General features: G+C 71.9%; 13 protein-coding genes. 3 read left to right on the top strand and 10 right to left on the bottom strand.

Annotated elements, in window-relative coordinates:
• Positions 1–27: 27 nt before the first annotated feature.
• Both thyX and ABEA93_RS31870 read right to left on the bottom strand, forming a co-directional pair.
• Positions 28–765: an FAD-dependent thymidylate synthase gene (gene thyX, locus ABEA93_RS31875; RefSeq protein WP_345679341.1), complete on the bottom strand. Its 738-nt coding sequence runs from the start codon at positions 763–765 to the stop codon at positions 28–30.
• A 94-nt stretch (positions 766–859) separates the two neighbouring features.
• Positions 860–1,471 (bottom strand): hypothetical protein, encoded by a 612-nt coding sequence (locus ABEA93_RS31870; RefSeq protein WP_345679340.1) that lies wholly within the window; start codon positions 1,469–1,471, stop codon positions 860–862.
• Between the two features lie 471 nt (positions 1,472–1,942).
• Here ABEA93_RS31870 and ABEA93_RS31865 point away from each other — a divergent pair, with 471 nt between their 5' ends.
• Positions 1,943–2,437 (top strand): GNAT family N-acetyltransferase, encoded by a 495-nt coding sequence (locus tag ABEA93_RS31865; protein WP_345679386.1) that lies wholly within the window; start codon positions 1,943–1,945, stop codon positions 2,435–2,437.
• A gap of 129 nt (positions 2,438–2,566) precedes the next feature.
• The gene (locus tag ABEA93_RS31860) at positions 2,567–3,307 is read left to right on the top strand and encodes a TetR/AcrR family transcriptional regulator (RefSeq protein WP_345679339.1); all 741 of its coding nucleotides are present in this window, start codon (positions 2,567–2,569) and stop codon (positions 3,305–3,307) included.
• Between the two features lie 102 nt (positions 3,308–3,409).
• Here the strand turns inward: ABEA93_RS31860 and ABEA93_RS31855 are convergent, their stop codons facing one another.
• The 6 genes from ABEA93_RS31855 to eccD form a co-directional block, all read right to left on the bottom strand.
• A complete protein-coding gene (locus ABEA93_RS31855; RefSeq protein ID WP_345679338.1) occupies positions 3,410–3,901 on the bottom strand; it encodes a hypothetical protein in 492 nt (163 codons plus the stop codon).
• Positions 3,902–3,923: 22 nt separating this feature from the next.
• The gene (dapB, locus tag ABEA93_RS31850) at positions 3,924–4,676 is read right to left on the bottom strand and encodes a 4-hydroxy-tetrahydrodipicolinate reductase (protein ID WP_345679337.1); all 753 of its coding nucleotides are present in this window, start codon (positions 4,674–4,676) and stop codon (positions 3,924–3,926) included.
• 111 nt (positions 4,677–4,787) lie between these two features.
• A complete protein-coding gene (locus tag ABEA93_RS31845) occupies positions 4,788–6,146 on the bottom strand; it encodes a M16 family metallopeptidase (RefSeq protein WP_345679336.1) in 1,359 nt (452 codons plus the stop codon).
• Entirely contained in the window at positions 6,143–8,356 is a 2,214-nt protein-coding gene (locus ABEA93_RS31840; RefSeq protein ID WP_345679335.1) for a polyribonucleotide nucleotidyltransferase, read from the bottom strand. Before ABEA93_RS31840 ends, ABEA93_RS31845 begins: the two co-directional genes overlap by 4 nt.
• 387 nt (positions 8,357–8,743) lie before the next feature.
• Positions 8,744–9,031, bottom strand: coding sequence for a 30S ribosomal protein S15 (gene rpsO, locus ABEA93_RS31835; protein ID WP_235058440.1), 288 nt, complete (start codon positions 9,029–9,031; stop codon positions 8,744–8,746).
• A 191-nt stretch (positions 9,032–9,222) separates the two neighbouring features.
• Positions 9,223–10,665 carry a type VII secretion integral membrane protein EccD gene (gene eccD, locus ABEA93_RS31830; protein WP_345679334.1) on the bottom strand — a complete coding sequence of 481 codons (1,443 nt, stop codon included), beginning with the start codon at positions 10,663–10,665 and terminating at the stop codon, positions 9,223–9,225.
• 317 nt (positions 10,666–10,982) lie between these two features.
• Between eccD and eccCa the strand changes: the two genes are divergently transcribed.
• Positions 10,983–14,975: a type VII secretion protein EccCa gene (eccCa, locus tag ABEA93_RS31825; protein ID WP_345679333.1), complete on the top strand. Its 3,993-nt coding sequence runs from the start codon at positions 10,983–10,985 to the stop codon at positions 14,973–14,975.
• Positions 14,976–15,008: 33 nt separating this feature from the next.
• On the opposite strand, the gene ABEA93_RS31820 is transcribed toward eccCa, so the two are convergent.
• Together ABEA93_RS31820 and mycP are read right to left on the bottom strand one after the other, a co-directional pair.
• Positions 15,009–15,680, bottom strand: coding sequence for a hypothetical protein (locus ABEA93_RS31820; RefSeq protein WP_345679332.1), 672 nt, complete (start codon positions 15,678–15,680; stop codon positions 15,009–15,011).
• A 79-nt stretch (positions 15,681–15,759) separates the two neighbouring features.
• Positions 15,760–17,001 carry a type VII secretion-associated serine protease mycosin gene (gene mycP, locus ABEA93_RS31815; RefSeq protein WP_345679331.1) on the bottom strand — a complete coding sequence of 414 codons (1,242 nt, stop codon included), beginning with the start codon at positions 16,999–17,001 and terminating at the stop codon, positions 15,760–15,762.
• Positions 17,002–17,129 lie beyond the last annotated feature (128 nt).

Below are 17,129 nucleotides of genomic sequence, written 5' to 3'. Positions count from 1 at the left end.
CTCCGCCCCCGACACCCCTCCGCACGCCTACGGCGCGACGCGCCCGTTCGCGTTGAACGCCGCGTACGTCAACGGCATCAGCTCCGCCCACGCGGCTTCCATCCGCTCCGCCACCATCTCGATCTCGCGCTGCGGGAACGACGGGTACGCGGCGTCGTCGTGACGGGTGCGCAGCCCCAGGAAGTGCATCAGCGAACGCGCATTGCAGGTCGCGTACATCGACGAGTACAGCCCGACCGGCAGCACCGCCCGGGCCACCTCGCGGGCGACACCGGCCGCCAGCATCTCCTGGTACGCCGCGTACGACTTCCGGTACGCCTCGCGGGCCGACTCCCCGACGATCTTGAACTGCTCCGGCGTCCCGTCGACGAAGTCGTACGCCCCCGGCTTCCCCTGCTGCACCAGCTTCCGCTCCTGCGCGGGCACGTAGAACACCGGCTCCAGCTCGCGGTAGCGGCCGGACTCCTCGTTGTACGACCACCCGACCCGGTGCCGGTGGAATTCCCGGAACACGAAGATCGGCGCGCTCACGAAGAACGTCATCGAGTTGTGCTCGAACGGGCTCCCGTGCTTGTCCCGCATCAGGAAGTTGATGAGCCCCTTCGACCGCCCCGGGTCCTTCGCCAACTCGTCCAGCGACTTCTCCCCCGCCGTGGACACCCGCGCGGCCCACAACACGTCCTGGTCCCCGGCGCTCTGCTTCACCAACTCGACGGTGACATCACTCCGAAATCGAATCTCGGACTCGGCGGACACATCACTCACGCGGGGCACTCCTCGGACGGGCTCAAGTGAACATCCGCAAGCCTAGTCAGCAATCCGACAGGGAATCGCCACGCCATAGAGGCGGGCTCTCCACTCAGGAGTAGGCGAACGTTGCGTGCGCGGTGTTGTACTTGATCTCGACACGAGCAAGCCTCAGCGGGTCCGCCCCCGGCACACCGAAGTACCGCACCACATCCGCCGTTGTTCCGGCAGCGATCGCCGATGGTTCCTTGCGATCCGGTCCGTCGCCGGGCGTTCCGCAACTGCCCGTGGGCGAGGGGCAAGCCTCCAATGTCACGAGCATTCCGTACGGATGAAGATCGCCGGAAGAACCGTTCACCACCTGCAGATGCACGGCGACACGGCGCCGCCCGGGAACACCGGACGAGATCGCGCCTTCGTCCGTGATGGCGGTCACGCTCACCTTCATCGAGGACGCGAACTCGAAGGCGTCCCCGCCTACGGAGTAGATCTTCGGCGGCGCCGACGGGCTTGCAGACGCAATCGCAGACCCGTTCGGACTCGTCTGAGTCGTTGGCAGGTTCGGCGCGTTCGGAGGTCCAGATGCTGTCGGGAACGTGGTTGCAGGAGCTGTCGCCGCGGCGGGCTTCTTTTCGTCGGTGATGGTTGGCCCCGCGACGCAGGACGTGGTGGTCAGGGCTACCGCCGCGAGCGTGGTGGCCAGGTGCCAGGGGCGGGCGGGCATGGGCTGCGTCCTCTCGGAGGGGGTGGCCGAGGCGTCGGGGACAGCGTGGCACGGTCGAGGCCAACCCCGCGCCGCGGTCCGCGTGTCGATCCCCCGTGTCGCTGCGAGAGAGACCGAGAACCCCGGCCGACAGGCATCCGTTCCCTTGGGCGACGCGAGTCGCGGGGAGCCAGTCGCTCCAGGTCCGGAACGCACCCCGGATATCCGCGAGCGACGTCCCAGGGACGGCGCCCACCGCCGCGCGCCCGCCGTCCGTACGCACCGCGCGCCCCCGCCGCGCACCCTGAGCCCCCGGCCTCCCCCGTCTCACCACCCCCGCCCCACCCCGCCCCGGTGGCCTTCGTCGATTTGGGCGCGGGGTCTGCTCGTTCGCGGGACAATTCCCCCGCGGGGTCTGGCGTTGAGGGAGTCGGGATGGCGGATGTGAGTGTGCGGGGTGGGCGGGCCGGGGATGGCGGAGCGTTGGGGGTAGTGCAGGCGGCGGCGTGGCGGGCGGCGTATGAGGGGGTGCTGCCGGAGGCTGCGTTGGAGCCGTTCGATCCCGAGGTGTTGGCCGCCGGGTGGGGGCATGCGATCGAGCATCCGCCGACGGAGCGGCATGCGGTGTTGGTGGCGTGTGCCGGGCCGGAGCCGGTGGGGTTTGCCGCGGTGGTGCCCGCGCAGGATCCGGATCTGGTGGAGTCGGATGTCGAGTTGAGCATCCTGGTGGTGAGTCCCGCGGAGCAGCGGCACGGGCACGGGTCGCGGCTGCTGGCCGCGGCGGTGGAGCATGCGCGGGAGGCCGGTGCGGGGACGGTGGTGATGTGGGTGTTGGAGCCGGACCGGCCGTTGCGGGAGTTTCTGGAGTCGGCGGGTTGGGCCGCGGACGGTGCGCGCCGGGAGTTGGAGTTGGACGAGCGCGGCGAGCAGCGGGTGCGCCAGTTTCGGCTGCACACCGACACGGGGGCGGGCGCGCCGGACGCGTGAGCGGCCGAGCGTACGCGAAGGGCAAAGTCCCGGTGATCACGCATTGAAGTGCTAAGACACTCGTCTTAACGTTGGCGCGTGACGCCGACCTCCGCTTCCCACGCGGCTTCGACGCGGGAACGTTTGCTCTTGACCGCCGAGCGCCTGTTCGCCGTGCACGGCATCGACGCGGTGTCGTTGCGGCAGATCAGCGTCGCCGCGGGGCAGCGCAACAACTCGGCGGCGCAGTACCACTTCGGGACGAAGGAAGAGCTGATCCGGGCGATCTTCGCGTTCCGTCTGGAGACGATCAACCGGCGCCGCGAGGATCTCGTGGACGCGCTGGTGGCGGCCGGCCGTGCGACCGATCTGCGGGCGTTGACCGATGCGATGGTGCGTCCGCTCGCCGAGCAGATCGATGCCGGCGGGAGTTTCTACGTGCGGTTCCTCGCCCGCGTGCACCAGCACGCCGGGGCGTCGGTGTACGCCCTGCCCGCGATGGGCGTGGAGGGCAGTGTGACGCGGATCGGCGGGATGATCGGCGCCGCGATGGGACACGTGCCGACGCCGATCCGCCGCAGTCGGCTGCAGCTCGGCGGGAGTCTGCTGGTGCACGCGACCGCGGACCGCGAGCAACGGGTCTACGAGGGAAGTACCGCGGACGTCCTGCCGCCGATGGCGTTCGTCGCCGACCTGGTGGACGCGGTCGTGGGGATCTTCGCGGCCCCGGCCTCACCGGAAACCCTCACAGCTCTCCACGTCCTCCCCCCGACGGCCACGACGGCCACGACGGCCACGACGAACGACGCGGAAGACCGGAGCGACACGGCCGACCCGACCGGACCGTCACGGCCCCCCACCGAGCCCACCGCCGGCATAGCCCTCGCCTGAACCCCGAACCCGGCAATCCGGACCCCAGACCCCGAACGCAGGACGCGGGACCCGAAAGCCCCTGAACGCCCCCGAACCCGAACCCGGACCCGGACCCGGACCTCAGTCCTGAGACTCCCCAGGCCCCCGGGGCTCCCCCGCCCCCGCGCCCTTCCGCTCCCCCCGGTGCAGCCGGATCGCCGTCAGCATCGCCCGGCGTCCGCGTGCGTTGTCGCGGGCGTCGGAGTAGGCGACGGCGAGCCGGTACCACGTCCGCCAGTTGTCCGGGTCGGCTTCGGTTTCCGCCTTGCGGCGGGTGAAGACCTCGTCGGCGCTGGCGCGGTCGACGCGGCCGCCGGGGGTGCGCTGGAGTTCGTCGGCGGGGAGTTCGCCCTCGGCTTCGAGTTCGCGGGCGAGCTGCTGCATCGTGAAGCCGAAGCGCAGTTCGCGCCAGATGTACCAGACGCCGACGACGGGGATGGCGAGGACCGCAATACCGAGAGTGACGACCGTCGGCCGCCCGTCGTCGATGGCGATCAGGCCGCGGCTGCCGACGAGCAGCACGTAGAAGACGAGCAGCGCGACCAGGACGAGGGCGGTGACGCGTTGTTTCACGGAACTGTCGGTCCTCACGTCCCTAGTCCAGATCCAGGTAGTGCTCGAGCCCGAGGGTCACGCCGGGCACCGAGCCGACGCGGCGGACGCCGAGGATCACACCCGGCATGAAGGACGTGCGCTGGAACGAGTCGTGCCGGATGGTGAGCATTTCGCCCGCGTCGCCGAGCAGGACTTCCTGGTGGGCGACCAGGCCGCGGAGCCGGACGGCGTGCACGGGGATGCCGTCGACCGTGGCGCCGCGGGCGCCGTCCGGGTCGTCCGTGGTGGCGTCGGGCATGGCGCCGAGTCCGGCCGCGGCGCGGGCCTCGGCGACGAGTTCGGCGGTCCGGCGGGCGGTGCCGCTGGGCGCGTCGACCTTGTTGGGGTGGTGCAGTTCGACGATCTCGGCCGATTCGTAGTACCGGGCGGCTTTGGCGGCGAACTGCATCATGAGGACCGCGCCGATGCCGAAGTTCGGGGCGATGAGCACGCCGACGCCGGGGTTGGCGTCGGTCCAGCCGCGGACCGTGTCGACGCGGTCCGGGCTGAAGCCGCTGGTGCCGACGACCGCGTGGATGCCGTGCGTGACGGCGTACTCGAGGTTGTCCATGACCACGCCGGGGTGGGTGAAGTCGACGACGACCTGGGCTCCGGCGTCGGCGAGCGCGTCGAGCGAGTCGCCCTGGTCGACCTGCGCCACCAGTTCGAGGCCGTCGGCGGCCTCGACGGCGCGGCAGACTTCGGCCCCCATGCGGCCCTTGGCCCCGGTGACGGCGACCCGCAGCGCGGTCATGTGCGTGCTCCTCGTGTGCGAAGTGCTCGATGTGCTCGATGTTCCCGAACGTCCTGGTGGACGTTCGCGTGCGGTGGCCCGGAAGCGGCGTGCCCGGCGGTCAGGAGGCGGTCACGCCACCGCTCCCGCGAACGCGCCGGGGTCCGGGAACGGTCCGACCAAGGCCAGCGTAGGACGTTGTCCGAGGATGTCCCGCGCCACCTCCCGGACCTGCTCCGCGGTGACCGCTCCGATGATGGCGAGCTGGTCGTCGACGGACAGGTGTTCGCCGTACACCAGCTCGCTCTTGCCGATGCGGCTCATCCGGGATCCGGAGTCCTCCAGGCCGAGCACGAGCGAGCCGTGCAGCTGGCCGATGGCCCGCTGGAGTTCCTCGTCGTCTATGCCGTCGGCGGCGACCTTGGCGAGTTCCGCGCGGCAGATCCGCAGGACTTCGTGGACCTTGCCGGGCAGGCAGCCGGCGTAGATGCCGAACATGCCCAGGTCGGCGAAGCCGGAGGTGTACGAGTACACCGAGTACGCCAGACCGCGCTTTTCCCGGATCTCCTGGAACAGCCGCGAACTCATGCCGCCGCCGAGCGCCGCGTTGAGCACGGCGAGGGCGAAGCGGCGGTCGTCGCTGCGGGAGACGCCGGGCATGCCGAGGACCAGGTGGGCCTGCTCGGTGGGGCGTTCCAGGACGCGCACGGTGCCGCCGCCGCGGATGGCACGGTGGCCGCCGCGGGGTGCGGCGGGCTCGGCGTCCGCGTCGACGGGGACGTCCGCGAACGCCTTCTTGACCAGCCGGACGACCTTGGCGTGGTCGACGTTGCCGGCCGCCGCGACGACCATGTGCGGGGGCCGGTAGCGGCGCCGGTAATAGCCGGCGATCTGGTTGCGGGTGAGCGCGTTGATCGAGTCGACGGTGCCCAGGACGGGGCGGCCGAGCGGCTGGTCGCCGAGGAGGGCCTCGGTGAACAGCTCGTGGACCAGGTCGCCCGGGTCGTCCTCGTTCATGGCGATCTCTTCGAGGATGACGCCGCGCTCGCTGTCCACGTCCTCGGCGCGGATGAGCGACGCGGTCACCATGTCGGAGACGACGTCGATCGCCAGCGGCAGGTCGGTGTCGAGGACACGCGCGTAGTAGCACGTGTACTCCTTGGCGGTGAACGCGTTCATCTCGCCGCCGACCGCGTCGAGCGCGGCGGAGATCTCCAGGGCGTCGCGCTTGGCGGTGCCCTTGAAGAGCAGGTGCTCCAGGTAGTGGGTGGCGCCCGCGAGGGCCGGGGCCTCGTCGCGGGAGCCGATGCCGACCCAGATGCCGAAGGTCGCCGAGCGGACGCCGGGCATGGCCTCGGTGAGGACCCGCAGGCCGCCGGGGAGGACGGTCCGTCGGACTATGCCGCCGTCGTCGCCCTTGAGGATGGTCTTGGTCGAGCCCGACCGCTGCGCGTAGGCAGCGGCCGGGCTCCCGACGGACTTCTTCGTCACTTGGCGGAGTCGTCCCCGGCCTGCTCTTCGCCCTCGACCACCGGGACGAGGGACAGCTTGCCGCGCTGGTCGATCTCGGCGATCTCGACCTGGACCTTGTCGCCGACCTTGACGACGTCCTCGACGTTCTCGACGCGCTTGCCGCCGGCCATCTTGCGCAGCTGCGAGACGTGCAGCAGGCCGTCCTTGCCGGGCATGAGCGAGACGAACGCGCCGAACGTCGTGGTCTTGACGACGGTGCCGAGGTAACGCTCGCCGACCTCCGGCATCGTCGGGTTCGCGATCTGGTTGATCACGTTCCGCGCGGCCTCGGCGGACGGGCCGTCGGTGGCGCCGATGTAAATCGTGCCGTCGTCCTCGATCGTGATGTCCGCGCCGGTGTCGTCCTGGATCTGGTTGATCATCTTGCCCTTCGGGCCGATGACCTCGCCGATCTTCTCCACCGGGATCTTGACGGTGATGATGCGCGGCGCGAACTCGGACATCTCGTCCGGGCGGTCGATCGCTTCCATCATCACGTCGAGGATGTGCAGGCGGGCGTCCTTGGCCTGCTTGAGCGCGGCGGCGAGCACCGAGGCGGGGATGCCGTCGAGCTTGGTGTCCAGCTGCAGCGCGGTGACGAATTCCTTCGTGCCGGCGACCTTGAAGTCCATGTCGCCGTACGCGTCCTCGGCGCCGAGGATGTCGGTCAGCGTCACGTACTCGGTGGCGCCGTCGACCTGGTCCGAGATGAGGCCCATCGCGATGCCCGCGACCGGCGACTTCAGCGGCACGCCGGCGTTGAGCAGCGACATCGTGGACGCGCAGACCGAGCCCATCGAGGTCGAGCCGTTGGAGCCGAGGGCCTCGGACACCTGGCGGATCGCGTAGGGGAACTCCTCGCGCGTCGGCAGCACCGGCAGCAGCGCGCGCTCGGCGAGCGCGCCGTGGCCGATCTCGCGGCGCTTCGGCGAACCGACGCGGCCGGTCTCGCCGGTGGAGTACGGCGGGAAGTTGTAGTTGTGCATGTAGCGCTTGCGCGTCTCGGGGTTCAGCGTGTCGATCATCTGCTCCATGCGGAGCATGTTGAGCGTCGTGACACCGAGGATCTGCGTCTCGCCGCGCTCGAACAGCGCCGAGCCGTGCACGCGGGGCACAACCTCGACCTCGGCGGAGAGGGTGCGGATGTCGCTGAGGCCGCGGCCGTCGATGCGGACCTTGTCGCGGAGCACGCGCTGGCGGACCAGCTTCTTGGTCAGCGCGCGGAACGCGCCGCCGATCTCCTTCTCGCGGCCTTCGAACTGCGGGAGCAGCTTGTCGGCGGCGATGTCCTTGACGCGGTCGATCTCGTTCTCGCGGTCCTGCTTGCCCGCGATGGTGAGGGCGGCGGCCAGCTCGTCGGAGACGGCGGCGGCGAGGGCCTCGAACACGTCGTCCTGGTAGTCCAGGAACACCGGGTAGTCGGCGGTCTCCTTGGCGGCCTTCTCGGCGACCTGCGACTGCGCGGCGCACAGCACCTTGATGTGCGGCTTGGCGGCCTCGAGGCCTTCCGCGACGACCTCCTCGGTCGGCGCGACGGCGCCGCCCTTGACCAGCTCGATCGTGCTGGTGGTGGCCTCGGCCTCGACCATCATGATCGCGACGTCGCCGTCCGGGAGGACGCGGCCCGCGACGACCATGTCGAAGACGGCGCGCTCCAGCTCGCTGTGCGTCGGGAAGCCGACCCACTGGCCGTCGATCAGCGCGACGCGGACGCCGCCGATCGGGCCGGAGAACGGCAGGCCCGCGAGCTGCGTGGACATCGACGCGGCGTTGATCGCGACGACGTCGTACAGGTGGTCGGGGTTGAGCGCCATGATCGTCTCGACGATCTGGATCTCGTTGCGCAGGCCCTTCTTGAAGGACGGGCGCAGCGGGCGGTCGATCAGGCGGCAGGTGAGGATCGCGTCCTCGGACGGCCGGCCTTCACGGCGGAAGAACGAGCCGGGGATCTTGCCGGCCGCGTACATGCGCTCTTCGACGTCCACCGTGAGGGGGAAGAAGTCGAGCTGGTCCTTGGGCCGCTTGGAAGCGGTGGTGGCCGACAGCACCATGGTGTCGTCGTCCAGGTAAGCCACTGCGGAACCGGCGGCCTGGCGGGCCAGGCGGCCGGTCTCGAAGCGGATGGTGCGGGTGCCGAAGCTGCCGTTGTCGATGACGGCTTCGGCGAAGGTCACGTCGGTACCCTCCACGGGGCACCCTCCTCGTCGCGTCGTGGGAGTCCGCGGTGTGCGCGACGGTTCAGGGACGGCCGGGCCGGTCTTCGATCGAAGCCTCCGGGGGCGTTTCCGGCGGACCGGATTCCCGGGGGCCACTACCGAGGACCGGCGCCGTGGGCCGGCGCCTGTGCCGTACGGGCGGCACTCCCGATGGTGGTGCTCGCCCCGGCCGTGTGCCGGGAGGAGCGGATCGTGCTTGGTGATGCTGCGGCAGGCGGGGCGCCGTTGTCGGGCGCCGTCGCTACCGGTCGGTCGGTGGCGCGGTGTGACCCACAGCGCCGCTGTGTCACAGCCTACAAAAACCGACCCGGGATACGGCGAAGGAGCGGCTCGGAATAAGCCGCTCCTTCCCGGTGGTGCTTAGCGGACGCCCGTCGAACCGGCGCGGATGCCCAGGCGCGCGATCAGCGAGCGGTAGCGCTCGATGTCGACCTTGGCCAGGTACTTCAGCAGGCGGCGCCGCTGGCCGACGAGCAGCAGCAGGCCGCGGCGGCTGTGGTGGTCGTGCTTGTGCTGCTTGAGGTGCTCGGTGAGGTCGTTGATGCGGCGAGAGAGCATCGCGATCTGGACCTCGGGGGAGCCGGTGTCGCCGTCCTTCGTGGCGTACTCCGTCATGATCTGCTTCTTCGTTGCGGCGTCGAGCGACACTGCGTGCTCCATTCGAGTGAAGTGTGAGTGCCCCCGGTCTGCTTCACGGGGGGACTTCCGTACTCACTGTGCGCCGCCCGGATCCGCCGGAGCTTCCCGGGCAGCACGCAATCCGGGCCTGATGGTCCGGAGGTTGTCCCCACAGTAGCAGTCGCGGGCGGCGCGGCGGTCGGGCCGCAGCCGGGCCGGGGTCAGGCGGTGATGTTGCGCAGGGTCCCATAGACGCCGAGAGCCGCAAGGCAGAGCGGGACGACGGCGGTCAGCAGCATGCCTTCCAGGATGTCGAGGCCGCGGCCCCAGAAGGGGGACAGGCCGCGGGCCGGGACGGTGGCCGCGATCAGCGCGAAGACCAGGCCGAGGGCGGTGGGCAGCCCGTACAGCCAGGCCTGCGCTTCGGCCTGGTGGAAGTCCGTGTGCAGGGCGATGCCGGTGAAGAGGAAGACGAGCGCGGCGGCGCCGGCCGCGAGCAGCAGGGTGACCTGCGGGGTGTGCCGGAACAGGCGGGCGCGGGCGAGCACGGCGATGCCGAGGGCGCCGGTGAGGATGCGCGACCAGGTGTCGGTCGAGTAGCCGGTGACCAGGGCGGCGGAGGCGACGACGAGGGCGCAGGCGCCGACGAGGCCGGTGAGCATCTGGTGTCCGGCGCGGGCCCGGGCGGCGAGGGCTTCGTGGTCGACGGGGTCGTCGGCGGTCGCGCGGGCGGCGGCGGGGGCGTCGGGCGGCAGGAAGCCGATGGGGAGCCGGGCGAGGCGTACCGACCAGGCGGGGAGGAAGGCGACGAGGGCGAGCCCGGTCACTCCGGCGACGGCGGCGGCGCGGCCGGGGGTGGTGTCGGCGGCGAGCAGGCCGAGGGCGGTGAGCAGGCCGCCCGCGCCGGCTCCGGCGCCGGCGACGTAGGCGGCGTTGCGGGCGGGCACGAGGACCGCGACGAGGGTGGCGGCGATCATGGCGGCGGCGCAGGCGGCGAGGAATTGGACGCGGCCGGGGCCTTCGCCGGTGTGGGGGGCGATCGCGCCGAGGCCGGCGTAGAAGGCGTTGGGCAGGGCGCCGAGGCCGAGGACGGCGCCGCCGGCGGGGTCGTCGTAGACGCGGGCGCGGACGCCGGCGACGGCGGCGAGCAGCAGGGCGAGGACGGCGGCGGCGATGCCCGCGGCGGAGTGCGGCGCGGCGGTGCGCCAGAGCGCGACCGGGGCCAGGCTCAGGAAGAGCGCGGCGCCGGACAGGGCGGCACGGCGCAGGAGTTCGGGCGACCAGAGGCGGTGGTCGGCGGTGACCGAGGCGGCGACGGAGTCGACGACGTCGTCGTAGACGGGCGGCGGGAGGGTGTCGGCGAGCGGCGTGAAGCGCAGGAGGGCGCCGTCGTGGACGGCCTGGGCGGCGAGGCCGCGGGCGCTGTCGAGGACGCCGCCGTCCATGCGGCGCAGGTGGAATCCGGTGGGTGCGCCGTCGGTCTGGGTCTGTCCGGAGAGGCGCAGGATCTCCGGGTAGAGGTCGGCGAGCGGCACGTCTTCGGGCAGGGCGACGTCGACGCGGCAGTCCGGTGCGACGACGGTGACCCGGACGAGTCCGGTGGCGATGGTGACGGTGGACGCGGCGCTGCCCGCAGTTCCGACCGTGCCGACTGCTGTACTCACCCGGCGGCTCCCCCGTTGGCTTCCGGTGTGGCTGTTTGGCTGGCGGCACTGTAACGGACGCCAACGGGTCCGTGGGGTACGGCACTGCGTGCGGGGAACGCGCGGTGTGTGTTGCGGTGGCGTCCCCGGCGCCAACCAGTAGTATCGGCCATCGCCTTGCGGTGCCCGGGAGTTCCGGCCGTCACCGTGGGCCTTCGCTGGAGACCGCCCTGACGGGGTGGGTGGGTCCCTGGTCCATCCCTCCTTGTCCGGGTGCGGTTTCCGCGGCGCCGGTGCGGCCGGCGGTCGGAAGTGACGCGGATGGGGGCCGAATTCACATGACCGTGGTGATCGTCAAGCGACCGCCGAGGGTGTATCCGCCCGCGGTGCCTGCGGACGAAGTCGTGTTGCAGGCCCCGCCGGAGCTGGAGCGCCGGCAGGAGCAGGGCTGGATGAACAGCCTGCTGCCGATGATGACCACGCTGGGTTCGGCGGGTTTCCTGTTCATGCCGGGCGCGAACAAGATGATGTTCGTGATGGGCGGCATGATGATGATGTCGTCGCTGGGCATGGTGATCGCCAACATCGCTCGGGCGCGCCGCGGCAATTCTCCGGCGATGCTGGACGCGCGCCGCGACTATCTGAAGTACCTGGACCAGCAGCGCGGCAAGGTGCGCCGGACGGCGCGCCGGCAGCGGGGCGCGCAGTTGTGGACGCATCCCGCGCCGGACCAGCTGTGGTCGGTGGTGGCGGGCGGCCGGCGGATATGGGAACGCCGGGCGGGCGACGCGGATTTCGCGCAGATCCGGGTGGGCACGGGGCAACAGCAGTTGGCGACGCCGCTGGTGGCGCCGCAGACGGCGCCGCTGGACGACCTGGAGCCGTTGTGCGCGGAGGCGATGCGGCGGTTCCTGCTGACCCAGTCGATGCTGGACGACTTGCCGATGGCGGTATCGCTGCGGTCGTTCTACCACCTGACGGTCTCGGGTGACCCGGACACGGTGTACGGGGTCGCGCGGGCGATGCTCGCGCAGCTGGCGGTGCTGCACTCCCCCGACGACGTGGTGATCGCCGCGGCCGTGCATCCGTCGAAGGCGCCGCAGTGGGACTGGGCGAAGTGGCTGCCGCACGCGCAGCATCCGACGGAGACCGACGGCGCGGGTTCGCTGCGGTTGATCGTGGCGGATCTGGGCGAGGTCGAGCGGCTGCTGGGCGAACGGATCGGCAATCGGCCGCGGTTCGCGCCGGGTGGTGCGCCGGTGTTGGACCAGCCGCATCTGGTCGTGGTGCTGGACGGCGGGACGGTGCCGTCGGGGTCGGTGCTCGCGGCGTCCGAGGGCCTGCAGGGCGTGACGATCATCGAGGTGGTGGCCGGTCCGCTGGACGAGTTGCGCGGCGGGCTCGCGGTGGTGGCGGAGCCGGATCGGCTGGTGCTGGATTCGGCGTCGGGGACTGCGTACGAGGGCCGGCCCGACGTCCTGAGCGTGCACGATGCGGAGGCGCTGGCGCGCGCGTTGGCGCCGCTGCGGCTGTCGAACGCGGACGGCGACGAACCGCTGCTGGCGAACCTGGACTTCACCGAGCTGATGGGCGTCGGCGACGCGGCGTCGGTGGATGTCGCGCAGACGTGGCGGCCGCGGGCCCCGCACGACCGGCTGCGGGTGCCGATCGGTTTGGGCGAGGGCGGCGAGCCGGTGTTCCTGGACTTGAAGGAGTCCGCGCTCGAGGGCATGGGCCCGCACGGGCTGTGCGTCGGGGCGACGGGTTCGGGCAAGTCGGAGCTGCTGCGCACGCTCGTGCTGGGGCTGGCGATGACGCACAGCTCGGAGATCCTCAACTTCGTGCTCGCCGACTTCAAGGGCGGTGCGACGTTCTCCGGGATGTCGGACATGCCGCACGTCGCCGCGGTGATCACGAACCTGGCGGACGACCTGACGCTGGTGGACCGCATGCGGGACGCGATCACCGGCGAGCTGACCCGCCGCCAGGAGCTGCTGCGGGCGGCGGGCAACTACCCCAACATCCACGAGTACGAGCGGGCACGGGCTGCGGGCGCTCCCCTGGAGCCATTGTCGTCTCTGGTCATCATCATCGACGAGTTCAGCGAACTCCTGACCGCGAAACCCGACTTCATCGACATGTTCATCCAGATCGGGCGGATCGGCCGGTCGCTCGGCGTGCACCTGCTGCTGGCGTCACAGCGCCTGGAGGAGGGGCGGCTGCGGGGGCTGGACACCTATCTGTCGTACCGGATCGGTCTGCGGACGTTCTCCGCGGCGGAGTCCCGTGCGGTGCTCGGGGTTCCGGACGCCTACCAGTTGCCGCCGGTGCCGGGTTCGGGCCTGCTGAAGTTCGACACCGAGTCGATGTCGCGGTTCAAGGCGGCCTACGTGTCAGGTGCCTACCGCAGCGCGAGTCTGGCGGCGAACCGCTCGGGCGGGGCGCCGCGGCCGGTGCTGTTCGGCAACGCGTGGACCCCGGAGGCGGCGTTCGTGCCCGCACAGCAGTCCGCGGCCGTGTCGGCCGCAGTCCCGGAGCCGGATCCCGAGCCGGGGGCGCCCGGGGGCCCGGGCAACCCGGCGCTCGCCGAAACGGTGCTCGACGTGATCGTGCGGCGGATGGCCGGGCAGGGCCCGCCCGCGCACCAGGTGTGGCTGCCGCCGCTGGAGGAGTCTCCCTCGCTGGACGCGGTGTTCGCCTCCGTGGCGCCGCTGGCCGCGACGCCGGACCGGGGTCTGGCGGCCGCGGGCTGGGCGGGCAACGGGCGGCTGGCCGCGCCTCTGGGCATCGTCGACAAGCCGTTCGAGCAGCGCCGCGACATGCTGTTCGTCGACCTCGCGGGTGCCGCCGGGCATGTGCTGATCGTCGGCGGGCCGCGCAGCGGCAAGAGCACGCTGGCCCGCACTCTGGTGGCGTCGCTGGCACTCACCCACACCCCGGCCGAAGCGCAGTTCTACTGCCTGGACTTCGGCGGCGGCGGTCTCGCGTCGCTCGGCGAGCTGCCGCACGTGGGCGGCGTGGCCGGGCGCATGGACGGCGAGATGGTGCGCCGGATCGTGAGCGAGGTCGCGGGCATCCTGGAACGGCGCGAGACGATGTTCCGCGCACAGGGCATCGACTCGATCGCCACGTTCCGGCAGCGCCGGGCGGCCGGGCTGCTGCCCGGCGAGGAGTGGGGCGACGTCTTCCTCGTCGTGGACGGCTGGCTCACCGTCCGGAACGACTACGAGGCGTTGGAAGCCGCGATCACCGACATCGCCACGCGCGGCCTCGGCTACGGCGTGCACGTGGTGGTGACCGCGGGCCGCTGGCCGGAGGTGCGTCCCGCGCTGAAGGACCAGTTGCAGACCCGGCTGGAACTGCGGCTCGGCGAGCCGATGGAGTCGGAAGTCGACCGGCGCATCGCGGTGAACGTGCCGACCGGCGCGCCGGGCCGCGGCCTCACCCCGGACGGCCTGCACTTCCTTGCCGCGCTCCCCCGCGTCGACGGCTCCGGCGACCCGCTCGACCTGGCGGACGGCGCTTCCGACCTGGTGGCGCGCGTGAAGGCGGCGTGGCCGGGCGCTCCGGCACCGCGGGTGCGGATGCTGCCGCGGCTGCTCGCCTACGACCGGCTGCCGACGCCGGACGCGGTGCCCGGGCAGGCGGTGCCGATCGGCATCGACGAAGCGGCGCTCGAACCGGTGTTCCTGGACTTCCGGGTCGAGCCCAGCTTCGTGCTCTTCGGCGAGAACGAGTCCGGCAAGAGTGCCTTCCTGCGCACGGTCGCCCGCGGGATCTGCGACCGCTACACGCCGGCGCAGGCCCGCATCATCACCGTTGACTACCGCCGTTCCCTGCTCGGCGCCGTCCCGGAGGCGCACTTGCTGCACTACGTGGCGGCGGGCCCGGCACTCGGCCCGGTGGTGGAGCAGGTGTGCGACTCGCTGAGCCGCCGCATTCCGGGCCCGGAGGTGACGCAGGAGCAGCTGCGGAACCGCAGTTGGTGGTCGGCGCCGGACGTGTTCTTCCTCATCGACGACTACGACCTGGTGGCCTCGTCGTCGGGCAACCCGCTGGCACCGCTGATCGAATACCTGCCGCTGGCCCGCGACGTGGGCCTGCACCTGGTGATCGCCCGCGGTTCGGGCGGCGCGGCCCGCGCACTGTACGAGCCGGTGCTGCAGAAGCTCCTCGACCTGGGCACCGGCGGCCTGCTGCTGTCCGGCAGCCGCGACGAAGGCCCGCTGATCGGCGGCGTGCGCCCGGCCCAACTCCCGCCGGGCCGCGGCCAGCTCGTCTCGCGGCGTCGCGGCGTGTCGACGATTCAGACGGCGTGGCTGCAGAACTGACCCGCACGAGGTGAAGGCGGTCGGGCGATCGGCTCAGGAGATCGCCTTCACCTTGTCGATCTGCTTCGCCACCAGCATCGAGGCGGGCAGGCCGCCGGGGCCGCCGTTCGTGTCCGCGAGCACCACGTCGACCAGGGTGTCCCCGACCCGGGCCACGATGTACTGCGCGGTGATGCTCTCGCCTTGCGAGGTCGTCACGAGTTTCACGGTCGCCGACTGGTCGCCGTACGACGATGCCTGCACTTTCGCCGCGGCGTACTCCGCCTTGCCGCCCCCGGCGATCGGCCCGGTGAACGTCGGGCAGGACGCCAGCGCGGCGATCCCGCGGTCCATGATCTTCTGCGCGTCGCCGTTCGGGTAGGACACCAGCACAATCGCCGTGAGTTCGGCGGTCTTCGGGGGATTGGCGGCCGTGGCCGCCACCAACCCGGAGGCCGGCGTGCCGACCGCTCGGGCCGACAACAGGTCCAGGACCGGCTGGCATGCGGCGTTGTCCGCGGCCGGGACGGCGTCCGCGCCGGTATTCGACTCCGCGACGGTGAGCCCGGTGGCGGCGATGTCGGCGGTCGTGACGAGAGCCCGCCGCAGCCGTTCGGCCGTGGACGCGCCCGCGGCGTCGTCGGATCCGCCGCAGCCGGTGCTCAGCAGGACGGCAGGCAGAAAGGCGCATGCGGCGGCTTTGGCCGCGGCCCGGTTCGGGCGCATGGGTGGTCCCCCCAGGGAGTCTCCGGAACATCCGCTGCCACCCCCGGCAGCGCGATGCCGCGACTGTAGGCCAAGCGTCTCAGGTCTGCCGCCGGTTCCGGGCATCCCGCACCACGACCGCGCTGCCGGCCAGCAGCAGCACCGCGGCAACGGCGATGCCCGCCACGACCGTTCCGGTCTGGCGGTCGCGGTCGGCGCGGGTCGGTCCGAGGGTGAGCGGGGCCACGCGGATGGGGGCGGCCTGCGGCGGGCGGGCCGCGTCGGCCACGGGCTGGGTGCCCGGTTCGCCGCTGAACGCGACGGCGCGCAGCGGGTCGACGACGCCCCAGCCGATGCCGTCCAAGTGGCCGGGCTGACCGCGTTGCGCGGTCTGCTCGATCACGGTGACGACCTGGCGCGCGGTCCAGGACGGGTGCAGCGAGCGGATCAGCGCGGCGACCGCGGACGCGTACGGGGCGGCGAACGACGTGCCGTCGCCGCGGCAGTGGCCGCCCTTGGGCACCGTGGACCACATGTCGACGCCCGGGGCGAGCACACCGACGTAGGGCTTGTTCTGGGAGAACGCCGCGCGGTCGTTGTTGCGGTCCGAGGCGCCGACGGCGAGGACGCCTTCGTAGTCGGCGGGGTACGTGTCGAGGTTGTCCTTGTCCCCGGAGTTTCCGGCCGCCGCGACCACGACGACGTCTTTGACGTCGACGGCGTAGCGGATGGCGCTCTCCAGCAGCGGGCCGGGTTTGCTGCCGCCGGGGCCGCTGGTCTCCTGCGAGATGTTGATGACCTGGGCGCCGTTGTCGGCGGCGAACCGGATCGCGACGGCCAAGCCCTCGACGTTGCCCTTCTCGGTGTCGGTGCCGCCGTTCTGCCGGATCGGCATGATCATCGCGTCGTAGGCGAGGCCGACGAAGCCGGTGCCCGGGTCGGGGCGGGCCGCGATGATCCCGGCGGCCATGGTGCCGTGCCCGTTCTCGTCGACCGCGCCCTTGGTGTCCGGCGTGAAGAAGTCCATGCCGGGCATCCCGGCCAGGGCCGGGGCCAGTTGCGGATTACCCGGGTCGACGCCCGAGTCGATCACGCCGACGAGGACGCCGCTGCCGGTGGACTTGAGCCACACCTGGTCGAGCATCACCCGCTGGAGCGACCAGGGCTTGCCTTCCAGAGGCTTGGCCGGGTAGCGGCAGTCGCTGTCGGCGGCCAGGCGCACGGCGCCGCCCGGTGCCGCGCGGCTGCCGGACAGGTCGGCCGCGGGCGCCGCGGCCAGGGCGGCGAGCAGCGCGAGCGCGGCCGCGGACGCCCCCGCGCGCAGCCGGGAAGGGGAAGGCACGGTCGCAGGGGTCCTTCGCGATCGGCGGAACCGGAGACGGCAAAAGGGCGGGAAGGCAGGGCACGACGGCACGGCGTACCGCCCGAAGCGCGCCGGGGCGGGCGTCTCGGGCGGTACGCGGCGCGCTT

Source organism: Yinghuangia aomiensis (assembly GCF_039542225.1).
GTDB lineage: Bacteria > Actinomycetota > Actinomycetes > Streptomycetales > Streptomycetaceae > Yinghuangia > Yinghuangia aomiensis.
This window is presented reverse-complemented; position numbering and strand designations above follow the sequence as displayed.

What these genes read in the sequence shown, in the direction of transcription:
- ABEA93_RS31820 (WP_345679332.1), bottom strand. Translation starts at nt 15,680, where the DNA reads ATGCGCCCGAACCGGGCCGCGGCCAAAGCCGCCGCATGCGCCTTTCTG.
- ABEA93_RS31870 (WP_345679340.1), bottom strand. Translation starts at nt 1,471, where the DNA reads ATGCCCGCCCGCCCCTGGCACCTGGCCACCACGCTCGCGGCGGTAGCC.
- dapB (WP_345679337.1), bottom strand. Translation starts at nt 4,676, where the DNA reads ATGACCGCGCTGCGGGTCGCCGTCACCGGGGCCAAGGGCCGCATGGGG.
- eccCa (WP_345679333.1), top strand. Translation starts at nt 10,983, where the DNA reads ATGACCGTGGTGATCGTCAAGCGACCGCCGAGGGTGTATCCGCCCGCG.